23 protein-coding genes are annotated in these 25,685 nt (G+C 31.2%); 11 read left to right on the top strand and 12 right to left on the bottom strand.

Translation table 11 applies throughout. The features are described from left to right. Positions 1 to 82: 82 nt before the first annotated feature. The 3 genes from HUE53_RS11790 to HUE53_RS11780 are packed head-to-tail and all read right to left on the bottom strand — an operon-like array spanning position 83 to position 5,549. Positions 83 to 4,111, bottom strand: a complete 4,029-nt coding sequence (locus HUE53_RS11790; RefSeq protein WP_192188518.1) for an NACHT domain-containing protein — start codon at positions 4,109 to 4,111, stop codon at positions 83 to 85. After that, positions 4,108 to 5,157: a radical SAM protein gene (locus tag HUE53_RS11785; RefSeq protein ID WP_014165287.1), complete on the bottom strand. Its 1,050-nt coding sequence runs from the start codon at positions 5,155 to 5,157 to the stop codon at positions 4,108 to 4,110. The genes HUE53_RS11790 and HUE53_RS11785 overlap by 4 nt, the downstream gene beginning before the upstream one ends. 2 nt (positions 5,158 to 5,159) lie before the next feature. Further along, positions 5,160 to 5,549 (bottom strand): hypothetical protein, encoded by a 390-nt coding sequence (locus HUE53_RS11780; protein ID WP_041253394.1) that lies wholly within the window; start codon positions 5,547 to 5,549, stop codon positions 5,160 to 5,162. A gap of 357 nt (positions 5,550 to 5,906) precedes the next feature. Between HUE53_RS11780 and HUE53_RS11775 the strand changes: the two genes are divergently transcribed. Further along, entirely contained in the window at positions 5,907 to 6,380 is a 474-nt protein-coding gene (locus HUE53_RS11775; RefSeq protein WP_192188517.1) for a DUF4348 domain-containing protein, read from the top strand. A 61-nt stretch (positions 6,381 to 6,441) separates the two neighbouring features. Here the strand turns inward: HUE53_RS11775 and HUE53_RS11770 are convergent, their stop codons facing one another. From HUE53_RS11770 to HUE53_RS11755, 4 genes are all read right to left on the bottom strand, one after another. Then, positions 6,442 to 6,921 carry an Lrp/AsnC family transcriptional regulator gene (locus tag HUE53_RS11770; RefSeq protein WP_014165284.1) on the bottom strand — a complete coding sequence of 160 codons (480 nt, stop codon included), beginning with the start codon at positions 6,919 to 6,921 and terminating at the stop codon, positions 6,442 to 6,444. A 60-nt stretch (positions 6,922 to 6,981) separates the two neighbouring features. Next, positions 6,982 to 8,127 (bottom strand): M14 family metallopeptidase, encoded by a 1,146-nt coding sequence (locus HUE53_RS11765; RefSeq protein ID WP_077225185.1) that lies wholly within the window; start codon positions 8,125 to 8,127, stop codon positions 6,982 to 6,984. A 152-nt stretch (positions 8,128 to 8,279) separates the two neighbouring features. After that, positions 8,280 to 8,840, bottom strand: coding sequence for a 1-acyl-sn-glycerol-3-phosphate acyltransferase (locus HUE53_RS11760; RefSeq protein ID WP_041253201.1), 561 nt, complete (start codon positions 8,838 to 8,840; stop codon positions 8,280 to 8,282). 229 nt (positions 8,841 to 9,069) lie between these two features. Beyond that, the gene (locus HUE53_RS11755; RefSeq protein WP_014165281.1) at positions 9,070 to 9,747 is read right to left on the bottom strand and encodes a TrmH family RNA methyltransferase; all 678 of its coding nucleotides are present in this window, start codon (positions 9,745 to 9,747) and stop codon (positions 9,070 to 9,072) included. 112 nt (positions 9,748 to 9,859) lie between these two features. Here HUE53_RS11755 and HUE53_RS11750 point away from each other — a divergent pair, with 112 nt between their 5' ends. After that, entirely contained in the window at positions 9,860 to 10,543 is a 684-nt protein-coding gene (locus HUE53_RS11750; protein WP_077225183.1) for an SIR2 family NAD-dependent protein deacylase, read from the top strand. Between the two features lie 16 nt (positions 10,544 to 10,559). On the opposite strand, the gene HUE53_RS11745 is transcribed toward HUE53_RS11750, so the two are convergent. The 5 genes from HUE53_RS11745 to HUE53_RS11725 form a co-directional block, all read right to left on the bottom strand. After that, positions 10,560 to 11,498, bottom strand: coding sequence for an NAD(P)H-dependent flavin oxidoreductase (locus HUE53_RS11745; protein ID WP_014165279.1), 939 nt, complete (start codon positions 11,496 to 11,498; stop codon positions 10,560 to 10,562). Between the two features lie 5 nt (positions 11,499 to 11,503). Beyond that, positions 11,504 to 13,117, bottom strand: coding sequence for a S8 family serine peptidase (locus HUE53_RS11740; protein WP_014165278.1), 1,614 nt, complete (start codon positions 13,115 to 13,117; stop codon positions 11,504 to 11,506). A gap of 50 nt (positions 13,118 to 13,167) precedes the next feature. Continuing rightward, positions 13,168 to 14,355: a tRNA 2-thiouridine(34) synthase MnmA gene (gene mnmA, locus HUE53_RS11735; protein ID WP_065213519.1), complete on the bottom strand. Its 1,188-nt coding sequence runs from the start codon at positions 14,353 to 14,355 to the stop codon at positions 13,168 to 13,170. A 28-nt stretch (positions 14,356 to 14,383) separates the two neighbouring features. Beyond that, positions 14,384 to 15,106, bottom strand: coding sequence for a toxin-antitoxin system YwqK family antitoxin (locus tag HUE53_RS11730; protein WP_192188516.1), 723 nt, complete (start codon positions 15,104 to 15,106; stop codon positions 14,384 to 14,386). A gap of 228 nt (positions 15,107 to 15,334) precedes the next feature. Next, positions 15,335 to 15,616, bottom strand: coding sequence for a putative quinol monooxygenase (locus HUE53_RS11725; RefSeq protein WP_014165275.1), 282 nt, complete (start codon positions 15,614 to 15,616; stop codon positions 15,335 to 15,337). Positions 15,617 to 15,774: 158 nt separating this feature from the next. Here HUE53_RS11725 and HUE53_RS11720 point away from each other — a divergent pair, with 158 nt between their 5' ends. From HUE53_RS11720 to HUE53_RS11680, 9 genes are all read left to right on the top strand, one after another. Next, the gene (locus HUE53_RS11720; protein ID WP_014165274.1) at positions 15,775 to 16,218 is read left to right on the top strand and encodes a MarR family winged helix-turn-helix transcriptional regulator; all 444 of its coding nucleotides are present in this window, start codon (positions 15,775 to 15,777) and stop codon (positions 16,216 to 16,218) included. A 7-nt stretch (positions 16,219 to 16,225) separates the two neighbouring features. Beyond that, on the top strand, positions 16,226 to 18,616 hold the full coding sequence (locus HUE53_RS11715; protein ID WP_014165273.1) for a 3-hydroxyacyl-CoA dehydrogenase/enoyl-CoA hydratase family protein: 2,391 nt from the start codon (positions 16,226 to 16,228) through the stop codon (positions 18,614 to 18,616). Positions 18,617 to 18,709: 93 nt separating this feature from the next. Beyond that, entirely contained in the window at positions 18,710 to 19,894 is a 1,185-nt protein-coding gene (locus tag HUE53_RS11710; RefSeq protein ID WP_192188515.1) for an acetyl-CoA C-acyltransferase, read from the top strand. 35 nt (positions 19,895 to 19,929) lie between these two features. Next, positions 19,930 to 20,283, top strand: coding sequence for a four helix bundle protein (locus HUE53_RS11705; protein ID WP_014165271.1), 354 nt, complete (start codon positions 19,930 to 19,932; stop codon positions 20,281 to 20,283). Positions 20,284 to 20,320: 37 nt separating this feature from the next. Continuing rightward, positions 20,321 to 22,117, top strand: a complete 1,797-nt coding sequence (locus HUE53_RS11700; RefSeq protein ID WP_065213517.1) for an acyl-CoA dehydrogenase family protein — start codon at positions 20,321 to 20,323, stop codon at positions 22,115 to 22,117. Positions 22,118 to 22,858: 741 nt separating this feature from the next. Next, positions 22,859 to 23,380, top strand: a complete 522-nt coding sequence (locus tag HUE53_RS11695) for a superoxide dismutase family protein (protein WP_077225181.1) — start codon at positions 22,859 to 22,861, stop codon at positions 23,378 to 23,380. A 602-nt stretch (positions 23,381 to 23,982) separates the two neighbouring features. Next, positions 23,983 to 24,603: a Crp/Fnr family transcriptional regulator gene (locus HUE53_RS11690; protein WP_225556146.1), complete on the top strand. Its 621-nt coding sequence runs from the start codon at positions 23,983 to 23,985 to the stop codon at positions 24,601 to 24,603. Positions 24,604 to 24,688: 85 nt separating this feature from the next. Next, the gene (locus HUE53_RS11685) at positions 24,689 to 25,279 is read left to right on the top strand and encodes a peroxiredoxin-like family protein (protein ID WP_065213516.1); all 591 of its coding nucleotides are present in this window, start codon (positions 24,689 to 24,691) and stop codon (positions 25,277 to 25,279) included. Between the two features lie 4 nt (positions 25,280 to 25,283). Next, entirely contained in the window at positions 25,284 to 25,679 is a 396-nt protein-coding gene (locus HUE53_RS11680; RefSeq protein ID WP_077225179.1) for a thioredoxin family protein, read from the top strand. Positions 25,680 to 25,685: the final 6 nt, after the last annotated feature.

Genomic DNA, 25,685 nt, shown 5'->3' with positions numbered 1-25,685 from the left:
TATAGTCTTAATAAAGAAAACATTATTTTTTTATGTTTTTCTTTGTCTAAAACTAACTGTAAAATGTGTATGTTTTTTGTTTTTAAATAATATCATTGTATCGTATTATTTTACTTAAATCTTTATATGAGGGATTCAATAGATTATCCTTATACTTTCCAAACTCTCCATATTTAGATATAAATTGATTCCAAACAAATTCCATTTTTAATTGATTAGAAAGTTCTTCAATTATTTCTTTTTTAGCATAATAGAGTTTTGAATTTTCTGTCCAAATAATTTTAGTTACTTGCTCATTTTTCTTATTGTAGAAACATAAGTCATTAGGGTTAAAATCCAAATTTAACAAATTAGAAAGTTCTTCGTTTAAAAATTCAAAATGAGGGTTTTCAAAACGATTGGATGACCAACTGCTCCAAGAATAATCTCTCATTACATCTTTTAAATTTATTCCATCATCATAATAGTCCTCTTTGCTTGGAACGACTGAATTACTCCAATTTATTTCTCCTGAGTATATTTGATGAAAAGAAATTGGATTATGATGAAAATTTCCAGAATGAATAATATTTTCTAGTTTTTTAATTTTATCATAAAGGATAAAAAAACTAGTAAGATATACATTTATTCTTGTGTCATTATTACCTTCTTGGGTAACACTCAAAGAAGTCAATACCCATTCATCATCTGTATATAAATTATGTATTAGGAATTTATCTACAAGATTATCGTCTTCTGAATTAATCCAATCTTGTATGTTTTCATCTTTTGAAGGAAATAAACAATTCGTAATTAATTGAAATTTTCTTGGTAATCTAGGAAAAGTTGGATCAAAAAAATTGTCACTACTTCTGAATCTTTCACCATTTTCTGATTTTAAACGACCATCTAAAACGAGATAACCTACAAACTCAAAATAAGATTGCCATAAATATTTCTCTGAATATTTAATCAAGTTGTCATTTCCTCTACGTCCACCATATTTATAAGTTCTATCTTCTTGAAAATCCTTATTAATCACTTCAAAAATAGCTTCATCATACCCTTTTGCTTGAATATTACTTAATATAATGGCAAGACAATCGGATGATGGTAATGTATCTCTTTTATCGTAATGGTCAGAAGCAATACCTTTTATTTGATATTTATTAAAATCATATAAGTCTAGATCAAAATGCCAATCGTGATAAATATTTTTTCCTATTTCTTCTTTGATTTTTTCATCAATCGAGATATTGTAATTCTCTTTCGAGAATAATACTTCTTCTGCAAAATCAAGATCAAAGATTGTTTTAGCAAATTCTTGAATGGTAAAGATGTATTCTATAATACAAATATGAGTGTTGTTGAAATTAGGTATGAACTGAGTCTCAAAAAATGAGAGACATTTTTGAGTGAAATCTTTATCTTTTATCGATAGGGTAGTACCGCAAATTGCTACAATAATTGATTCAACACTGTTGATGTCAGGAAATGGAATTGTGATACTAGCTAATCTTAATAATTCATCAGGATACTTTTTTCCAATTAAAAATAAATTTTCTGTGGCTAAACTTCTAATTGATTTGTCACTTGAAGTAGTTGATAAAAACGATAAATACAAATCTTGTTCAATATTTCTTACTTGAATATTACTTTTGAAATAAAACTTGTTTATATCTCTAAGTAAAGGAAAAACTGAATATTTATTTTTTCTGATTAATTCACTCCAATGTATATCTATTTCAACTTGTGATAAAGACGCAAGAACTTTAATTGTAAAATCACCTAAGCCGTGAACTTCTTTCTTGAAATTGTTTTCTAATAACTTCTCAAACAATATTTTCAAATTACGACTTTGCCGATTTTCATTAAGAATGTTTTTGAGGATTTTTTCTTGCCCTTTAGGATTATCAATAAAATAATCAATGTTGTTATAAGCTTCTTCCAAAACAGAATCGTTATCAAATAATTCAAATAATTGAACGTCAAATTTACTAGGTAATAAGTGTAATAGTGACATTAAGATATCTTGACGAAGGGGATGGTAAGTTTCTTTGTTAAAAAGCATTTTTTCAACACCAAGTTTAATCAACGCATCTTTTAATTCTTCGGACTTTGTTAAATTGTTAAGAAGAACTTTTGATGCTATGGCATATCCTGCGACTCTGTCATATGTAAATTGAACAGTTTCGTCATTCGTTCTTAGATTTTTTTGAAAACATAAGCCCTCATCTAAAAGCTTTTTCGTCAAATCTCCCATTTGGTTTGGTGATTCAGGTGAAATGATCTGGTTAAATTCAAAATCAGAAATCTCCCTAGTACTATTTAACCATAAATGCTTACAAAAATGTCTTATTTGATTTTCTACGTGCTTTTTAGCGATTTTATCGATTTTGGATTCAATTTTACTAGAGTTTTCTGCTATTTCTTCAATATATCTATCAATACTCACGAATACATTTTCTAACGAAATATGTAGGTTTTCCGAATTTTTATTTACAACCGAAAATATTTTCAATAATAATGGGTCGACAAACAATTCTTGATTGAAATTCCAAGATGTTGGTGTGATATTGTACTTGTTAAAATATTTAGGTATTGCTTTAAGTCTTTGTTTTTCTGTAAGACCACTAAGTGTTTTCGTATTTGGAATTTTAGTTATGTCTGACTCTTCGAAAATAGCTTCTACATAACGATTTCTACAAGTTGTTATTAATAACACATAGTCTAGCTCCTTTATATCTCTTATAATATCTTTAATATTAGATTTCCAAATATCATCAAAAGGTTTACTTTCATTTAAACCATCTATTATAATTGGTATTTTAATACCTTTTATAAGACCTAATGTATTTAATGCTTGTATAAACTGTTTGAAAGTATATTGAGTGCTAATTTCTAATTGTTCTAAAATTTGAGTTTTTGGATTTTCATTTTTTCTAAAAGATGACCCAAGTATTAATATTGCTGGAATATTCTTTTTTAGTGATTCTGCACATATATTACAAGCTATATTGGTTTTTCCGTAACCAGCACTACTTAGAATATGAATATCTTTGGTATTAACATCATTAATGAAATCTAAAAGGCAACTTTCTCCATCTTCTTTTGATGAGATAAGATAATCTCTAAGTTTTGTTATTGAAGGAACTATATAAGTATCATTTGTATGTTTTTCCTTCCAGTTTTTCTTATCAATTATGTATTCTTTTGATTTAATTTTTCTATCAAGAATAATTGCTGAACATTCGTATTCTTTATCAAAAGAGAGCAATATGGATTTAAGAGTTTTGACTTTTTCTATTGATAGTCCAGATGTAATAATTCTTATAGTTTCTTTAGATATGTGAACACATTTCTTTAGTAATGCTTGAGCCGTTTCAATATATTCTTCATCAAAAGTTTTGAATTCAGCATTGAATGAGTCGTCTTTTTCTATTTTATCCAAATCATCTTGTAAGTACTTGATTTTAATGTCAATTGCTTCAAATATTGCCTTATAGCTCATTACAAAAAAAACTTCATCATCATAATGTGATGGAGTGTACAAGTCTGTATCAAATTTCTTTTGTAAATCTTCTATTCTCCTTTGAGAATACTTCTTAATAAATTCAAAATCAATAAAACTTGTGTTGAAGTAATGGTTAAAGACATCACTAAATTTGTTAAATTCTTGAGTTAGGAAATTAGAAAAAGTGTCTTTGTTCCAATGAGAAATGATTGTATCTGATTTTAGATTAGCTAACGCTGTTTTTAGCTCAATAAATTTATCTTCAATAAAACTTCCTGGAGTACAAATAATCCATAATTTTATATTAGGATGTCTTTTAAGTGTTGTAGTAAAACCTTTTTCTAACTCATCACGCCTACTTGCTGTTAGAGATGTATTTTCTTCATTATTAAACCACCATTTTACCTGCCAGCCTATCTCATCACCTGCTTTAAGGTTCAATTCAGGACAGTCTGAATGAAGCGTAAGATAATATTCTGAACCAGGTGTATTATAGAAGTTTTCAAAATAACCGTAATCCTTATATTTTAAATATGCAACTTGAAAGCAAAATGACTCAAAACTGATATCCTTTGCTTGTTGATTTTGCTCGAATTGGCTCCATTGAATACTTATCATACTAAAGCTTTTTCAGGTTCACTCGTTTTGCAAAGATTAATTTGGTCGTAATAAGGACAACCGCCTCGACAATTGCTTGAGTTTTTGCACTCTCTTTGACAGGTGTTTACTTGAGCATTTCTGTATGATTCCCAATGATTATTCCAAATTTCTTCAAATGAATTATCTTTTAAACTATGGTTATCTCTATTGTGACTAGTAAATGAGCAAGGTTTAACTACAAGATTTTCATCAATGTATGCTGAAAAAAATGCACACTCACAAGGCTCAATAAAATCAATTGTAGTATTTGTAAAGTGCATTAGCATTGGCATAAAACAAGAATCAAAACCAATATTTAAGGAGCATTTATGCTTATCAATAAGTAAACAAAACTTCTTTAAATCGTCATTTAACTCAAGACATAAGCTGTCATCTCCTCGTCCCATTGGTTTAAATGTTAAAAAAATGAGAGAGTTAAACCCTTTTAATATATCGTTGTGGTTTCCTTCCAAAATTTCAATTCCTTGTTTGATACTCTTTTTGTCAAGAATAAAATGAATATTTGTTCTAATTCCTTCATTTATGAAAATTTGAGCTTTTGATTTAGGAATTGTTCTAATGTTTGGAAAAGAGATTGCAACTGCTCCAACCAAAGGTTTAATTTCTTTTGCAATCGCTTCGGTAATATGCATTGCATTAGTAGTAAAATTTGGTACTACATTGTATTTGCGAGATATTTTTAATATTTCTATAAAATTTGGATGTTCTAATGGTTCACCACCACCAAGAGCAACTTGAAAAACATTACCCCATTTTTCGCTGTATAATGATTTTATAGCAAATTCATAATCATCTAAACTCATAAAAACATTATTCGGAACACTATCTCGATAGCAAAAGGTACATCCTTTTGTACAATGATTAGAAATTGAAATATCAACTAATTCTGGTAAAGGAGCTCGATAAGGATCATCTTTAAATGTTTTACCCCATCTCATAGTAACTCCAGTCTCATTGTCAGCAATAAAATTATACCCTTCGCTATGTCTTCTGATTAATGCCATATTTAATAAGTTTCTACTTGCGTTGAACCAAAGCCAGCTATTTTAGCAATTTCACCTTTTAGGATATATTCTCCATATATGTAACTCCACAATTCTTCATCCGTCATTTTATCAATTTCTACCTTTTTTCCGTTTTCTTCAATCCATTCTCTACAATTTGTGCCTCCATCCGTGTTAAATTTTATTTTTTTGATTATCATTTCCTCTCCTTCCATATAAATTCTGGTTCCATTTTCAGAAATGTCATTTTTCAAAAACTCGGTTACTTTTTGAATTTCATTATCTTTGCTATCTCCATGGAATCTTGCAAAAGTTTCAACAATATCTTTTTTCATTGTTATAATATAACTAACAGAACTACTATTTGATACAAAGTCATTTCTTATTTTCATTTTGTCGTTTTTTAGTATTGGATAGATTAAGTTTTTTAAGTTTCGCATCGAAAAAATACAATCTACTTTAGGGATTCAGTTTTTTCACTATGAAACACAATTTGAAAAGGATAAACTAATATCCGTCTTGTTTATTATTAAATATGTTTTTACAACATTTTCTATTGCTTCTTTCAAATATAACGAAAAGGATAATAAAATAAAATCTTACAATCTAGTAAAATAAAAAATATGACAAATTTTAGTTGGAGGACAAATTTTAAAAAATGCTGTAAAGAGAAGAAAAGGGAATAATAAATTGTACTTCCTTTTATTCGTTAAAAATTATATTTGCAAAGTCACTTAAAACCAATAAATATGCTTAAAACTTATTTTGTAGTATTACTAGCTATACTTTCCATCAGTTGTAAAAAAGAAACCACTACTATCGAAGCACCAAAAGAGGTAAAAAAGAAACCGCCAACAACAATAAACGCTAATACAAAATCTATAGATGATGATTTTAAATCTTTCCTTGAGGCTTTTAGTAAAGATTCTGTATTTCAAGTAAGCCGTGTTACATTTCCATTAGTACTTGAAGAATGGATAGATCCTGAAACAGGTACGGTAAAGAAATTAATGGACAAAAAAGCTTATGAAATCCTTGATTTTCGCTACCCTAAAGATGCTTTAACAAGAGAATATGATCGTTATACCCAAACGCTTAAGTTCAAAGATAATAAAGCAGTTGTTGAAATTAGAGGGGTTGATAACGGCATTTATGTAGATTATATTTTTGAGAAAATAAATGGGAAATGGCTGTTGATTTCGTGTAATAACCAATCGATATAAATAGAAAAAGAGTATTGAAAAAAATCAATACTCTTTTTCTAAAATTATCAGTACTGATAATTTACATTTCTCTAAAGATTGTGTGCATTAATCTTTTTTTATCATTAATACTTTCTTCTAAAGAAATCATTGTTTCTGTTCTATATACTCCATCAATATCATCAATCATATAGATTACATCTTTAGCGTGTTTTGTATCTTTTGCTCTAATCTTACAAAAAATATTAAACTTTCCTGTCGTCACGTGAGCAACTGTTACAAAAGGAATTTCATTAATTCTTTCTAAAACAAACTTCGTTTGTGATGTATTATTTAAAAATACTCCAACATAGGCAATAAATGAATATCCTAATTTTTCATAGTCCAATGTTAGTGAGGATCCTTGGATAATACCAGCATCTTCTAATTTTTTAACACGCACATGGACAGTTCCTGCTGAAATTAAAAGTTTTTTTGCAATGTCTGTAAATGGTATTCTCGTATTATCAATTAACATATCAAGAATCTGATGATCAACCTCATCTAATTTAAACTTACTCATATAATTATTTCTTTGTTTGTGTTTTTATTTTTTAGTTTTTGTTTAAATACATCTAAAATATTACTTTTTAAGCACTCCATTTACAAAAATATTGTTAATATTTACAGAAAAATTAGCATCTTTTTCCAATTCGGGATAGTTCCCAAATTCGTCTTGATATAGACCTCCTTTTAAATCATAAACTTGATGTGCGAAATTTCTTTCTAGATCTCCAATGGCTACGATCTCGGCTTCAAAATGGACTTTTCCTTGAAACAGGACTTCTTTATAGTGGGATGCAAATTTAGTAATAATATCTAAAGAATCTCTTTTTAACCTAATATTTTTGTAAATAAAATCATAAAAATTGATTTTATTTTGCGGAATATTCAAATATCCCTTCAAATTTACTTCTGTTTTTTTTGAAGAAATAATATGTTCTAATCCGGCTATATATGCAATAAAAATATATTTTCTGGTTTCTTCTCTTTCATAATCATTTTGAAAATGCCCTGCTTCAAACAAAATAGTAGGCACTCCTGAATACTGAAAATAATCTCCTATACAATTTAAATTAAAAGTATCATCAAATCTTCCAATTTGATTGGGTATATGTTTTTGTAATTCATTCGTCATTGCTAAAATAACATCTACTGCACGCAATCTACATTCATTATATTCACAGGCTTCATTAAAAGAGGGTGCCAAAAAAGAAACGGTTGCTGGCTTACCTGAATCTCCTGTTCCAAATATTGTGCGTTGGTCATGTAAATTAAAGCAAAAATCAGGTTTAAACTCTTCAAAAATTTTACGTAAAATTTTTGATTCAGGTTGTGTTAATGCTACTGAATCGCGATTTAAATCTATTTGATTAGCATTTACTCTTGTGTAAGCAACTGCTCCATCTGGATTGACTATAGGAATCATAAAAAAAGTACACGATGTTGCCAACCTTTGAGCTAATGGTTCTTTTGAACCTAAAAAGTTTAAAAAATCAAACAATGCTTTAGTAGTTGTCGATTCATTTCCGTGCATTTGTGACCACATAAATATTCTTGTAGATCCGGTTCCAAACTTAATAGAATAAATAGGTCGTTCTTGAACGGATTGTCCCAATATTTTAATTTCAAAGTTTGGGTTCAATTGATCTAATATTACTTCTAAGTCAGTATTGGTAATATAGCGCCCTGAAATAGTTTTTTCTTTATAGTCTGTATAAAAATTCATCCGTTTGATCTTTTTTTAAAATTAATTATAGTAATCACATAGCTCTTCCTTGAAAAAAATATTTTAAATCTTTTCCTAATTAAAACAACCGTAATGTGAGAATCAAATTAACAAAAATGGAGATATAGCTTTATTATAATCACCTAAGAGAATTATTTAGTAAAGCTGTATTCGGGAACTTTACCTACAATTCCATTGAAATAGCTTTCTAAAATGGCAAAATCTTTTTCTTTATCTCCCGAAGGGATTATTTTAGGAAAAGCAATAACTTGTTTATTTTTCCAATCAAAACCAATGGCAACAATAGGAACATTGGCTTTTAGGGCAATGTAATAAAATCCTGTTTTCCATTCAGATACTTTTTTTCGAGTACCTTCAGGTGAAATAGACAATCTAAATTCTTCTTTTCGTGAGAAGATTTTTGCAATTGCATCTACTTTATTTTCATTTTTAAAACGATTAAGAGGTTCTCCTCCTACCCATTTAAAATAATAACCAAAAGGAAATTTAAAAAGTTCTTTTTTAGCAACAAAATTAATATTGATACCTAACGAACCTCTTGTTAATAATCCTATATAAAAATCATGCCAACTGGTATGAGGAACTACAGGCATTACACTTTTTTTTATATCAATCATATAGGATTGGTAGTCTCCTACTATTTTCCATCCCATTAACTTAAAAAATATAAATCGGTATACTCTTTTTTTCATTTCTTTGAGGCTTCGTATGTATTGTATACAAAAGTAATTCAAAATTTTTATCTTATACCAAAAAAGTTGTTTTTAAAAGTCTAAAAAAGACTTTTTTAAGCTCTTTAAATCTGTTTTTATTTTAGTTGATATAACAATTCAAATGCAGGGTTAACATTGCTTAATTACAAACCGTCACACAGTTATTTTATTTTAAAATTTCATACATCTAAAAACAATAAAGCTAGAATTATTTCACTTTAATCTGTTCAAAGTATCTTTCAGTAATAAAATCAATATCTTTAATAGATTTACGGGTCCAATCAATTCTTTTTTCTAAAAATTCTAGATCTGTTAAACCCCAATTTACATTAGAATGACGTAGCCTGTTAGTTAGACTTTGTATAATAATAGCTGCTGATACTGAAATATTCAAACTTTCGGTAAACCCAACCATAGGAATTTTTAAAAATCCATCTGCGTTTTTTATAACTTCATCAGATATTCCTAATCTTTCAGTACCAAAATAAATTGCCGATGGTTTAGAAATATCAAAATCTTCTAACATACTGTCTTTTTCATGCGGAGTGGTTGCTATAATCTGATAGCCTCTGGTTCGTAGATTATTAATACAATCTTGATTATTAGAAAAACGTTTAATATCTACCCATTTTTCTGCCCCAAGAGCAATTTCCTTATCAATTTTTTTTCCAAAACGCTGTTCTACTACATTTAACTCTTGAATCCCAAAAACCTCACAACTTCTCATAACAGCACTGGTATTATGCAACTGATAAACATCTTCACAAACTACTGTAAAGTGTTTGGTTCTGTTAGCCAAAACTTTTTTAAACCCTTCTTTCCTGTTTTTTGTTATAAATGTTTCTAGATATTCTAAATATTTTTCATCATGAAATAAAGATTGCATTGTAAATGTTTTTAATTATCTTGGCAAAAATAATTAAAGTTATGGATGTTTTTATGAACTCCCTTTATATAACAATACCCATTTTTTAATAATCTTAAAATTACCCACATAAATGAAAAAAAAACTAGTTATTTTAACAGGTGCTGGCATGAGTGCTGAAAGTGGCATTAGCACCTTTAGAGATTCTAATGGATTATGGGAAAACCATGATATTAAAGAAGTTGCTTCCCCTGAAGGATGGCGAAAAAATCCTGCTCTGGTTTTAGATTTTTATAATAAACGGAGAGCTCAACTTAAGGAAGTTACCCCCAATAGAGGCCATGAGATAATAGCAGAATTAGAACAAAAATTTGATGTACAAATCATAACACAAAATGTAGACAATTTGCATGAGCGAGCTGGCAGTTCAAAAGTACTACATTTACATGGCGAATTAACAAAAGTGAGAAGCACTGAAAATAGTGATTACATAATTAATTGGTCAGAGGATTTACATATAGGTGATATGGCTCCAGACGGATCACAATTAAGACCTCATATTGTTTGGTTTGGTGAAGCTGTTCCTGGTATAAACCAAGCAATTCCTATGCTAGAAAAAGCAGATATTTTAATTATCATAGGGACTTCTCTACAAGTGTATCCTGCGGCAGGGCTTATGCACTACACAAGAACTGATACGCCTATTTATTATATAGATCCTAAACCTGCAAGTGTAAACAATTTGCCAAATCCTATTGAAATAATTCCTTTGAGTGCTAGTGAAGGGATGAAAAATTTAGTAGAAAGAGGGATTTAACCCTCTTTCTAACTTTTTATAAAGCATAGATTTCGTTCTTAGCCAATTCAAATTCTTTAAGTAATTCATCTATAATTTCTTGAACAGGCTTTATCGTATCTATTAATCCTGCTATTTGACCAATTTCTAACTCTCCTTCTTCTAACTCTCCTTCAAACATACCACGTTTTGCTCTGGCACGTCCTAATAACGTTTGTAACTCGTCAACTGACGGGCACTTGGTATATAACTCTTGTAAATCGTTATAAAATTTATTTTTAATTAAGCGTACAGGTGCTAATTCTTTTAAAGTAAGTTGTGTTCCTCCTTCTTCTGTAGCAACTATAGTTTCCTTAAAATTTTGGTGCGCTGAACTTTCTATAGAAGCTGCAAATCGTGACCCCATTTGTACCGCATCTGCACCTAAAACCATAGCCGCTAACATACCTCTGCCTGTAGCTATTCCTCCTGCTGCTATTATCGGAATATTTATTTGTTTTCTAACCATGGGGATTAGAGTAAAGGTGGTTGATTCTTCACGCCCGTTATGTCCTCCAGCTTCAAATCCTTCTGCCACAATAGCATCTACTCCTGCTTCTTGTGCTTTTAATGCAAATTTCGTACTACTTACAACGTGTACAACTACAATTCCTTTTTCTTTTAAAAAAGAAGTCCAAGTTTTAGGATTTCCAGCGGAAGTAAAAACTATTTTTACTCCTTCTTCTACAATTATTTGCATTATCTCTTCAATATTTGGATAAAGCATTGGTACATTTACGCCAAAAGGTTTATCAGTAGCTTTTTTACATTTTTGGATATGTTCTCGTAAAACATCAGGATACATAGATCCTGCACCTATTAATCCTAAACCGCCAGCATTACTTACAGCACTAGCTAGTTTATATCCTGAATTCCAAATCATTCCTCCTTGAATAATTGGATATTTAATATCGAAAAGTGATGTTATTGCATTCAAAATATTTAATTTTTAATTAATTTACCTTGTATTTTTTTAACAGAATCAGCTATTATATAATAATAAACTCCTGCATTCAAATGACTTACATTAATTTCCTCAACTGTATTAGTCAATATCTTTTGAGTTACCAATTGTCTCAGATTATTATAAATCCTTAATTCTGAATTAATACTATCTAAAGGAATCTCACAAGTAATTGCATCAGTGGTTGGATTAGGATATACTTTTATTGGATTCAATTCAAATTCTTTTATACTTAATACATTATTTAAAGCAGTCTGAAAATTTGGTATTCCGTAACCATAATCAGTATCTGGTAACGTAAATCGATCTGCTGATGTTCTAACTAATTGTACAATTTCTGTATTTTTTTTGGTTGGAAAAGCAGACCAAAAAGATGTAATGGCACCAGCTAAAATGGGTCCTGAAAAAGAAGTCCCATTTTCTGTTATAATGGCACCTGTTGGAGTAGCAATAACTGAAGCTGTTCCCATAGCCATTAAATCCGGTTTAATACGATTGTCTGCTGTGGGACCTATTGAGCTAAAACTTGATCTTATTCGTGTAGAAGTAACAGCTCCCACGGTAAGCGCAGCTCTAGCATCAGCAGGAGTTCCTATATGAGGTTCTTCTTTTCCTCCTTCATTTCCTGCTGAAATTACACAAATCATACCTTTAGAAAATGCTATATCAACAGCTCTTGACGCAACGGATGTTTGCCCATTCATATTCTGATATGAGAAACTATGAGCTCTATTATCAAAACTAAAATACCCTAAAGAAGAATTAATAACATCTACTCCCAAACGATCTGCTTCTTCTGCTGCCTCTACCCAATTAGACAATTCTATTACCTCTTCAGTAGCAACATCTTCTGTTATAAACAAATAATAACTTGCATCGGGTGCCGTTCCCACTAAGTTTGTTGTATTAGCTCCCATTGTAGATAATACGTTTGTTCCATGCGAATCGCCCTTGTAAAAATCATTCGAATCTTTTACAAAGTCATAACCTCCTAAGATTAAATTTTTATTACGTAAACTTGCAAACGGAGTGGCTGTATTTACACCTGGAAAACCAGCATCTAAAATAGCTATGATTTTTCCTGTTCCTGTATAATTTTGTTCATGCAAAAAATGCGCGTTCAACATTTGAATTTGAGTAGCTGAATTACCATAAGCATAATTAACTCTTACAGCACTTCGTTCAGACCATTTATCAACAAAAGGCATATTACCTTGATCCCTCATTTTGGCATTTAACGAATGATTGGCATACTGAATATGATCTACAAAAGAACGATCAGCAAGAGCCTCTATATTGGCTTGTGCTCCTTTTACATGTACATAATTTAACCATTTTGATTTTGCTAAAACAGTAATTCCTGTAGCTGTCATTATTTCATCTACATAAGGTTGATGAATCGGTACATCTGTAATATCCAAAGCTATCCCTTGGAAATTTCTCCTATCCAACGATCGTTGTCTTAACTCTAATAATGGATTTGAAAAAAAAACAGCTGCATTAGGTTTGTCTTTAAAAAACACCCACGCCTCTTCTTGAGCTAAAAGAAAATTAGAAATTAAGAGAATTATTCCAAATAATTTTGCTTTCATATATTTGTGTACTTTTCTTTTCAAATATACACAAAAAAGGCTTAAAGAACTTAAGCTATTACCCCAGAACCTATAAGTTCTTCCCCTATGTGCCAAGATACAAATTGTCCTTGCGTTATAGCTGACATAGGCTCTTCAAATTCTACATACATTCCTGAATCAAACTGGTGCAACGTGGCATTTTTTAATTCTTGTCGATAACGAATACGCGCTTTTATTTGCATCTTCTGACCTGTTTTTAGAGTTAAATCGGTTCGAATCCAATGAATTTCTTCTTTAGCAACAAATAATGCTTTTTTGAATAAACCTGGATGTGTATTCCCTTGACCTGTATAGATGGAGTTGCTATGTATATCTGTTGCTATTATAAATAAAGGTTCTTTAGTTCCTCCAATATTAAGTCCTTTTCGCTGACCAATAGTATAATAATGAGCTCCTTGGTGTTTGCCTACAAGCTTACCCATTTGTGGTGTATATTGGATATTGGACGCTTCAAACTTTAATTTTTCTTCTTCTGTACTAAATTCAGGTTTAGGCGTACTATATATCTTATTTGTAGCATCTATTTCGTATATAAGACCTTCTTTAGGCTGTAATTGTTGTTGTAAAAATTCAGGTAAACGAACTTTTCCTATGAAACATAATCCTTGTGAATCTTTTTTCTCAGCTGTAATTAGTTCCATTTTAGCTGCTATTTCACGTACTTGAGGCTTTGTTAATTCCCCAATAGGAAATAATGCTTTTGATAATTGTTCTTGGGATAATTGACATAGAAAATAGGACTGATCTTTGTTATTATCTACACCCGCCAATAATTGGTAAATGGTTTGTCCTTCTACTTGAATTTCTGATTTACGGCAGTAATGTCCTGTTGCCACATAATCAGCACCTAAAGACATTGCTATTTTAAGAAAAACATCAAATTTAATTTCTCGATTACACAAAACATCAGGATTAGGGGTACGCCCTTTTTCATATTCAGCAAACATATAATCTACAATTTTTTCTTTGTATTGCTCACTTAAATCTACTGTTTGAAAAGGAATTCCTAATTTTTGTGCAACCAACAAGGCATCATTACTATCTTCTAACCAAGGGCATTCGTTTGAAATAGTTACTGAGTCATCATGCCAGTTTTTCATAAATAAGCCTATCACATCATACCCTTGCTCTTTTAATAAATAAGCGGCTACACTTGAATCTACTCCTCCTGATAAACCTACAACAACTCTTTTCATTTATTCCTATTTTAGCCCACAAAGATAATTATTTCTTTTTAACCAGTGAAGGCTTCTTATAACCGTTAATAGTATCCGTATTTATTTCTTTTATTAAATTTTTATTGGCATCAAAATATTTCCAAAGTCCTTTTTTCTTTCCTTCTTTGTATTGCCCTTGAATTAAAATCACGCCATTATCTTCAAAAACCTTATAATCACCATGCATAAAACCTTGTACAAAAACGGCTTCTTCCTTTAGAGTCCCTGCTTTAGAATATATTTTAGAAACTCCATCTTTAACTCCATTTTTATACATTACTTCCTCAGCCAACATACCGTCTGTAAAAAAGACTTTTTTAATTCCTTCCACCCTATCATCTACATAGTTCTCGGTACACATAATTGCTTTTAATCCTTTATGATAATATTTCCATACCCCTTGACGCAATTTATTTACAACCTTACCTTCACTTACTTTTAATCCATTTTCATCAAAAAAAATAGTATGAGCCCCCCCTTTACCATCAAATTCCCGCGTAGCTTTTAAAATTTTTTTATCAGTATCAGCATAATATTTAAACACTCCAACCTCTACTCCATTTTTAAAATTGCCTTCGTAACGAATCCTATTCGATTGCTCATAATATCCTTTCCAAAAACCCATACGCTCTCCCTTAGTATTACTCTGATTTTCCAATTCCTTCTTAATCTGGGAAAAAACACTAAATGAGCTTAAACACAAAACAACAAATAACCTATGTATTTTCATCTTTCTACTTTAAAAACAAAACTCAAAAGTATTGGTTTTATTTCGTAAACAAAAAATAAAACTCATATTAATAATATAAAATGTGTAACTCTGTTCTGGTCAACTCTTATGAAAACGTTTTAATAAAAAATTAAAACCTGCCCTCTGATATAACAATTATATAATCTGGATAAACAAACAAGTAAAAGGCTTTACAATGATTATTTTATTAACCATAAAGTACCCATATCAAGAATACCACTTCACAATAGGATCTTCTTTTAAAATAGGAGTTAACTTTCTTATAAATTCTTTGTAATAATCTGTATTTACATGAATTTCAAAAGCTTCAGAATCTACAAACTCTTCAATAAAAATAAAGCTAGATTGATCATTGTACTCGTTATATAAAGTATATGAAACGTTGCCTTTTTCTCTTCTGGTGTTTTCTATCATTATTTTAGCCATTTCTAAAAAAAGCGATACGTATTGATTTTCTACTTTTATCTTAACAGTTAAATTTTTATTCATAATCTACAATTCTATTTTAAACTACTATAAATTGAAACTTATTTCTTCAAACAAATTTATTCCTTTTTATCATTAAAAATCACAAAAAACGATAGGAAAAAGAAAAAATAATATGCGTGCATATTATTTTTTTCGTATATTTGGATTTTAGAATCTAAATGAAAGATAAAACAATAGATTATTTACTTAGAACAACTTGGCAAGCCGTTTCTAGAATGTATAATGAAGAAGGATCTAAATATGAGGGTTCTATGGCAATTGGTTTTGCCCTTTTGAGCATAGACAAAGAAGAAGGTACTCCTTCTACCAGTGTAAGTACCCGTATGGGAATGGAAGCCACTAGTTTAACTAGAACCTTGAAATCATTGGAAGAAAAAGGATTAATTGAAAGAAAACCAAATCCTAAAGATGGAAGAGGCGTTTTGATTTATCTTACTAAAGAAGGAAAATTAAAACGAGAACTATCTAAACAAACTGTTCTTAGATTTAATGAAGTCATCAAACAACATATCAATGAAGAAAAATTAATGCACTTCATAGAGGTCACAGAAAAAATAAATGAATTAATACAAGATAAAAAAATATTCAATCAACCAGAGTAATTACAAAATGAAGAGAACAATTAAAAAAGTTGCTGTAGTTGGTTCAGGGATTATGGGTTCAGGGATTGCCTGCCATTTTGCAAATATTGGAGTCGAAGTTTTACTCCTTGACATTGTACCCCGTGAACTTACAGAAGCAGAACAAAAAAAAGGTTTAACGCTAGAAAACAAAGTAGTTAGAAACCGAATTGTAAATGATAGTTTAACAAACGCGTTAAAATCTAAACCTTCACCAATTTATCACACAAAATTTGCTGATCGTATTTCAACAGGAAATTTAACCGATGATATTGCAAAAATAAAAGAAGCAGATTGGATTATAGAAGTAGTCGTTGAAAGATTAGATATTAAAAAATCTGTTTTCGAACAAATTGACACACACAGAAAACCTGGAACATTAATAACTTCAAATACTTCAGGTATTCCTATTCATTTTATGAGCGAGGGTCGTAGCGAAGATTTCCAAAAACATTTCTGCGGTACACACTTCTTTAATCCAGCTCGTTATTTGAAATTATTCGAAATTATTCCTGGTCCACAAACTTCTTCGGATGTTTTGGATTTCTTGAATAATTATGGCGAACAATTCTTAGGAAAAACTTCGGTAGTTGCTAAAGACACCCCTGCTTTCATTGGAAACCGTATTGGTATTTTCGGAATCATGAGTTTATTCCACCAAGTGAAAGAATTAGGGCTTACTATTGAAGAAGTAGATAAATTAACAGGTCCTGTAATTGGTCGTCCAAAATCGGCTACTTTCCGCACGGTAGACGTAGTAGGTTTAGATACATTAGTACACGTAGCTAATGGTATTTACGAAAACTGTCCTAACGACGAAGCTCACGAATTGTTCAAACTACCTGAATTCATCAACAAAATGATGGAAAACAAATGGTTAGGTAGCAAAACAAAACAAGGGTTCTACAAAAAAGAAGGTAAAGATATCCTTTCTTTAGATTTAGATACATTAGAATACCGTGCCAACAAAAAAGCGTCATTTGCCACTTTAGAAATGACCAAAACGATCGAAAAACCTATCGATAGATTCAAAGTATTAGTTAAAGGAAAAGACAAAGCAGGTGATTTTTACCGTAAAAACTTCTCAGCGATGTTTGCTTATGTTTCTAACCGTGTTCCTGAAATTACAGACGACTTCTATAAAATTGACGATGCTATGAAAGCAGGTTTCGGTTGGGAAAATGGACCATTCGAAATTTGGGACGCAATAGGCGTTCAAAAAGGTATCGAAATGATGCAAGCAGAAGGCTATACGCCTGCTTCTTGGGTAACTGACATGGTTGCGTCTGGAAACACTTCTTTTTATAGTGTAAAAGAAGGAGCTACTCAATATTACAATACGGCATCAAAATCGCAAGTTAAAGTTCCTGGTCAAGACGCCTTTATCATCTTAAACAACATTAGAGAATCTAAAAAAGTTTGGGGTAATGCTGATTGTACCGTTCATAATATTGGTGATGGTATCCTAAACTTAGAGTTCCACTCTAAAATGAACTCTATTGGTGGTGGTGTTTTACAAGGAATCAACAAAGCTATTGATTTAGCTGAAAAAGAATACAACGGATTAGTAATTGGAAATCAAGGCGCTAATTTTTCTGTTGGAGCCAATATCGGAATGATTTTCATGATGGCGGTAGAGCAAGAATACGACGAGTTAAATATGGCCATCAAAATGTTCCAAGACACGATGATGCGCGCGCGTTACTCTTCTATTCCAGTGATTGCTGCACCACACGGAATGACTTTAGGTGGTGGTTGTGAACTTTCTATGCATGCGGATAAAATTGTTGCTGCTGCTGAAACATACATCGGTTTAGTTGAATTTGGTGTAGGTGTAATCCCTGGCGGCGGTGGTTCTAAAGAAATGGCATTACGCGCAGCGGATACCTTCCGTAAAAATGATGTGGAATTAAACGTTTTACAAGAATATTTCTTAACTGTAGGTATGGCAAAAGTGGCAACTTCTGCTTATGAAGCTTACGACTTAGGTATTTTACAAAAAGGTAAAGATGTTGTGGTGGTAAACAAAGACCGTCAAATTGCCGAAGCCAAAAAACATGCCTTGTTAATGGCTGAAGCAGGATACACACAACCGGTACGTCGTAAAGACATTAAAGTATTAGGAAAACAAGCTTTAGGTATGTTCCTTGTGGGTACAGACCAAATGGTTGCGGGACAATACATTTCGGAACACGACCAAAAAATAGCAAACAAATTAGCTTACGTAATGGCGGGGGGTGATTTATCAGAACCAACTTTAGTAACGGAGCAATACTTGTTAGATTTAGAAAGAGAAGCTTTCTTATCGCTTTGTACCGAAAGAAAAACATTGGAGCGTATCCAGTTTATGTTAACTAAAGGGAAACCGCTTCGTAATTAATATTTTAAATTATAAATGTTGAATTTTAAATGAAACATAAATAATTTGAAAAACAACAAATAATTTAAAATTTATAATTCAAAATTCAAAATAATGAGTAAAACAGCATATATAGTAAAAGGATATAGAACAGCAGTAGGTAAAGCACCGAAAGGACTGTTCCGTTTTAAACGTCCAGATGAATTGGCCGCTGAAACCATCGAACACATGATGGCTGAATTACCCAACTTCGACAAGTCAAGAATTGACGATGTAATGGTGGGTAATGCGATGCCTGAGGCGGAACAAGGACTAAACATGGGGCGTTTAATCTCTTTAATGGGATTAAAAGTAACTGACGTTCCTGGAGTAACTGTAAACCGTTACTGTGCTTCTGGTTTAGAAACCATTGGTATGGCTACTGCAAAAATCCAAGCAGGTATGGCACATTGTATCATTGCTGGTGGTGCCGAGAGCATGAGTTATATTCCAATGGGAGGTTATAAACCAACTCCTGATTATAAAGTAGCAGCAGCCGGTAACGAAGATTACTACTGGGGTATGGGATTAACTGCTGAAGCTGTAGCAAAACAATTTAATATTTCACGTGCAGACCAAGATGAATTTGCTTATCAGTCGCATATAAAAGCATTGAAAGCACAAGCAGAAGGTAAATTTGATGCTCAAATCGCGCCTATCACCGTAGAACAAACATTCATCAACGAAGCTGGTAAAAAAGAAACAAAATCGTATGTAGTTACTAAAGACGAAGGACCACGTGCGGGTACTTCTGTTGAAGCACTTTCAGGATTAAAGCCTGTATTTGCTGCAGATGGTTCAGTAACTGCGGGTAACTCATCACAAATGAGTGACGGTGCCGCTTTCGTACTGATTATGAGCGAAGAAATGGTGAAAGAATTAAATTTAGAACCTATTGCACGTTTGATAAACTTCGCTTCTTCGGGTGTTGAACCAAGAATTATGGGTATCGGTCCTGTAAAAGCAATTCCAAAAGCGGTACAACAAGCCGGTTTAAAAATTTCTGATATCGAATTATTCGAGTTAAATGAAGCTTTTGCTGCACAATCCTTAGCTGTTATCCGCGAGTTAGACTTAAATCCAGAAATCATCAACGTAAATGGAGGTGCCATCGCTTTAGGTCACCCACTAGGTTGTACAGGAGCTAAACTTTCAGTTCAATTATTTGACGAAATGAAGCGTCGTGGTAACAAATACGGTATGGTAACCATGTGTGTGGGTACTGGACAAGGTACGGCGGGGATTTTTGAGCTATTATAAATGATGGATTTTAAATTTTAAATTTTAAATGAATTATGAAGAACGATAATATAATTGCTATCAAAACATTTGAATTTGCACTATCTATTATCAATCTAACAATTCAACTTAAAAAAGAAAACGAGTTCATTATTTCAAAACAGTTAATGCGAAGTGCTACAAGTATAGGTGCAAATGTTGAAGAAGCTATAGCTGCTCAATCTAAAAAAGACTTTATAAGTAAAATGTCAATCGCTTCAAAAGAAGCCAGAGAGACTAAATACTGGTTGAGACTTTTAGATAAATCAGAAATAACCAAAATTAATATTGAAAATTATTTAACTGAAATTGAGCATATCATAAACATAATAACCAAAATTGTAAAAACTTCTCAGGAAAGTATAAACTAATTTAAAATTTATAATTCAACATTTAAAATAATAACAAATGGAAGATATTACAAGAGGCGGACAGTTTTTAGTAAAAGAAACGAAATGCGAAAATATATTTACTCCTGAGGATTTCTCAGAAGAACAAATCATGATGCGTGATTCTATCAAAGAATTCGTAGACAAAGAATTATGGGCTCAAAAACCGCGTTTTGAGAAAAAAGACTACGCTTACACAGAAGAATGTATGCGTAAAGCGGGTGAACTTGGTTTCTTAGGCGTAGCGGTTCCTGAAGCTTACGGTGGTTTAGGTATGGGCTTCGTATCTACCATGTTAACTTGTGACTATATTTCTGGCGCTACTGGTTCTTTCTCTACAGCTTTCGGAGCGCACACAGGTATTGGTACTATGCCAATCACTTTATACGGTACAGAAGAACAAAGATTAAAATATGTTCCAAAATTAGCATCGGGTGAATGGTTTGGTGCTTACTGTTTAACAGAACCTGGAGCAGGTTCTGACGCTAATTCTGGTAAAACAAAAGCAGAATTATCGGCAGATGGTAAATCATACAAAATCAACGGTCAGAAAATGTGGATTTCTAACGCTGGTTTCTGTAACGTAATGATTGTTTTTGCTCGTATTGAAGATGACAAAAACATCACGGGTTTCATCGTAGAGTATGACCCAGCAAATCCTAATGGAATTACTTTAGGAGAAGAAGAACACAAATTAGGTATTCGTTCGTCTTCTACACGTCAAGTATTCTTCAACGATACAATTGTTCCTGTAGAAAATATGTTAGCAGGACGCGGTGAAGGTTTTAAAATTGCAATGAATGCGTTGAACGTAGGTCGTATCAAATTGGCAGCTGCTTGTTTAGATGCTCAACGTCGTACGATTACAGAAGCCGTAAAATATGCTAATGAACGTATCCAATTTAAAACCCCAATTGCAAACTTTGGCGCTATTCAAGCTAAATTAGCTAACATGGCAACTAACGCTTATGTGGATGAAGCAGCATCGTACCGTGCCGCTAAAGATATCGAAACAAGAATTGAATTACGTGAAGCAGCGGGTAACACCCACCAAGAAGCGGAATTAAAAGGAGTGGAAGAATTTGCTATCGAATGTTCTATCCTTAAAGTAGCGGTTTCAGAAGACGTTCAAAGCTGTACGGACGAAGGTATTCAAATTTTTGGAGGTATGGGATTCTCTGAAGAAACCCCAATGGAATCGGCTTGGAGAGATGCTCGTATTGCTCGTATCTATGAAGGAACGAACGAAATTAACCGTATGTTATCAGTAGGTATGTTAGTGAAAAAAGCCATGAAAGGTCAAGTGGATTTATTAGGTCCTGCTATGAAAGTGGCTGAAGAATTAATGGGTATTCCTGATTTCAATACTCCTGATTACACGGAATTATTTGCAGAAGAAAAAGAATTAATCGGTAAATTGAAAAAAGCGTTCTTAATGGTGGCAGGATCTGCTGTACAAAAATTTGGTCCAGATTTAGAAAAACACCAACAATTATTAATGTGTGCTTCTGATATGTTAATCGAGATTTACATGGCAGAATCAGGAATTTTACGTACAGAAAAATTAGCGAAAGCTAAAGGAGCTGAAAATGTAAAAGAACAAATTGCTATGGCGCAATTGTACTTATACCAAGCGGTAGATATCGTTTCTCAAAAAGGAAAAGAGGGCATTGTTTCTTTTGCTGATGGCGATGAACAACGCATGATGTTAATGGGATTACGTCGTTTTACAAAATATACCAATATGCCAAATGTAGTAGCTTTACGCGAGACAATTACTGCTAAAATGATTGCAGAAAATGGATATTGTTATTAAGCCTTTAAATTTTAATTAGTTTGGTTAAAAAGGTCACTATTTAATAAATATAGTGGCCTTTTTTATAAATAAAATAGGCAAAAAAATTAAAAATATTCTTTTTATTACCCCGTATTAAGCATTAGAAATTGTTCACAGATCAAAAAGACTTTGAATCTAAAAAAATAATCCTTTTTTCCTCAATGTAGCAAAACTACATCTACGAGAAAAAATTCCCGTACATTTTTATCTTCTTTCTCCTTTTTATTTTCATCACAAAGGCTAACGCATAATCTGGATTAAATCTAAATTCTAGACTAGACTCCTATTTATAAATAGGTTTTGAAAAACAAGAAAGATCCCCGCTTTTTATTGATTTACAAAATCTGAAAAAAAAGCACAATTAAAAAAGGAGTTTCTTCTCTTTTTAGAATATAATTTTTTAAAGAAGAAATACAAATAAAATTACTAAACATAAAAACAATCATCCTAAATAGATCAGAGGAGGAGTAAATGCTATACAATCTCAACTAGATTTAAGCTCTTATTCAATAAAAAAAGATTCATTTGAAGGCGAAAAATCACATTCATTTTTTCTTTAACTTATATTTATATAAATTTTAACTATTGCAAATGATCAAATCATTGATTCTATATTTTAAATTTGCAATATAGTCTACTTCTATATATCTAAATAGAATATCTATCAAAAAAAGGATTAAAAAATACTTTTAAATTTTAATCTAAAACATTTTTAAAATAATGAAGAAAAAAATCGTATCTAGCTTTTTTATTTTGGCATTATATGCTAACTGTCAAAGCTCACATGTCATCAAAAATGAAATTAAAGTCGCACTTAGTTCAAAAAGTGATAGCCAAGTAAGCGGAACGGCTACCTTTTCAGAGAAAAATGGCATCATAACAATGGTAGCTAATATAAGCGGATTAGCTCCTGGAGAACACGCTATTCATTTACATGAGAAAGCAGATTGTTCTGCTCCTGACGGAACTTCAACAGGAGGTCACTGGAATCCTACTTTTAAAAAACACGGTAAATGGGGACAAACTGAATATCACAGAGGTGATATTGGAAACTTTATCGCGGATGAGAAAGGCAATGCTGTAGTTACATTTTCAACTAATGAATGGTGCATTGGTTGTGATGATCCAACAAGAGATATAATAGGAAAAGGTTTAATCGTACATAAAGGTGTAGATGATTTTACGACTCAACCAACAGGTAATGCTGGAGGCAGGATTGCTTGTGCAGGTCTCTTAAAATAATTCTAATTCCTGACAGACTTTAAATCTGTTGGGGATTTTTTTAACCCCTCTCTGTAATTATTTAGTAAAAGAACTTCAATACTCTTCTTTTTTCTTAAACTTTTCTATATTTCATAATACGTTATAAATTGTAGCTTACTGAATTTACTTTTCTTACTACCAATAAAAATTATTAATATCAAGTATTTTGAATATAAAACTACTATCTACATACCTTTGGGAAATAAACTTTTTAAGAAATGAATTTCCTCTTCATTTGAAACACTACAACCTTATTTACCCTTAGATGACGCATTAGAAATTTATTACAGACAAAAGGCCTTTGAATCAAAAAAAGTAATTCCTTTTTTACCCTCAATGTAGCAAAACTATATCTGCTAGAAATAATTTCCGTATATTTTATACTCTTTGTCCTTTTAATATTCATCACAAAAGTTAACACATAATCTGGGTTTAATTCAGATAAGTATAAACACAAAATTTTGTTAAGTCCTTCCCTTTATTAATCCAATTTATTACTTTTAGCATTCAATCTAACATTTATGTATGAAGAATTAAAATATTGGTATCTAAGGGATCATAAACTTTTTAAAACCTTAAGTATGTCGCAACTCAAACAGTTGTGCATTATTGTTGGTTTTAAAAAAGCAAAAAAAGGTGAAATCATTTATTTTTCTGATTCTGAAATGCCTCGTGTTTTTTTATTAAAAAAAGGGAGAATAAAAATTGTAGCTATAGATCAAGAAGGCAATGAAACCTTAAAAGATATAATTCAGAAAGGAGATCTTTTTGGTGAGTTAACTTTAGAACCCGACAAAACCTCTAATGAACTGGCTATAGCACTTACAGAAGAAGTTTCAATATGTAGTTTTTTATTATCTGATTTTGAAAACTTAATGCTTAAACATCCTGATTTAGCATTGAACTATATGAAATTTGTAGGTCTTAAGCTAAAACGAATTAAAAACAACTATTCAAATCTTATGTCAAAAGATGCTAAAACACGTCTTAAAGCATTTTTATTAGATTGGTGTGAAAGAGAAGGTAAAAATGAAAGAAATAGTGTGACTTTAGAAAATTATTTAACTCAAACAGATATTGCGCAAATTATTTGTACTTCCAGACCCACGGCTACCAAATTACTAATAGAACTAGAAGAGCAGGGAATTATTCAATATACTCGAAAAGAAATAATTATTCCAAATATCCATCTTTTGGAATAATTTTAAGGCTTTTGTAAACTACCTTACAAAATACATTTTCTAGTCCTCTTAATTTTACACTATAACAATAAAATAAAAGAGAATTATGAAAAATGTATTTTTTTATTTACTTTTTTTGCCTTTAACAATTTTGGGGCAAAAACATCTAGCACCTTCTTCTTCTGAAATTAGCCCTATACTGATAGGAGAAACGCTACCTAATACGCAAATTCAAAAAATAGATAGCAGTTTTGTTTCTACTCATTCTATTACTAACAAAAAGAAAACGGTATTAATTGTATACCGCGGTGGGTGGTGTCCTTATTGCAATGTTCATTTAAGCAATATAGCATCTGTAGAAAATGATATCATCAAATTAGGCTATCAAATAATTGCTGTCAGCCCTGATTCTCCTAGTTCCCTAGTAAAAACTTCTGAAAAGGATAAATTAAAATACACTCTGTATTCTGATAGCAAAGGGGAGTTACTAACTGCCATGGGAATTACATACGAAGCTCCTTTAACTTATAAACCTATCATTAGTAAAGGTTCTAATAATGTTAACAAAAATTTCTTACCTGTATCTTCTTTGTTCGTAATTAATGAAGATAATAAAGTTGTTTTTGAATATATAGCTCCCGACTATAAACATCGTATTTCTGATAAATTATTATTAACCGTATTAAAAAATTTATAACAACATGAGACTCCCTATCACAATTGCTATACTATTAATTAGTATTTCTTTTTTTGGACAAACTTCCAAAAATTTAAAAACAAATAAGCAAGAAAAAATAAAATTAGAAAAATTAACGATTGAAAAATACAATCAATTGGTTTCTCAAGATTCTATCATCATAGTTGATTTTAATGCTAAATGGTGCGGTCCTTGCAAAAAATTAGCTCCTATTTTAGAAAAAGTTTCTAAAGAGAAAAAAATAAAGCTTATTAAAATAGATACTGACAAAAATCCTGAATTAGCTCAAAAATTAAACGTTGAAGGTCTTCCTACCTTACATTACTATAAAAAAGGAAAATTACTTTGGGAAAATTTAGGTTTTATAACCGAAGAAGAGCTTCTTAAAAAATTAAATTAATCTACC

This window comes from Flavobacterium columnare (assembly GCF_014844295.1).
GTDB classification, from domain to species: domain Bacteria; phylum Bacteroidota; class Bacteroidia; order Flavobacteriales; family Flavobacteriaceae; genus Flavobacterium; species Flavobacterium columnare.
This window is presented reverse-complemented; position numbering and strand designations above follow the sequence as displayed.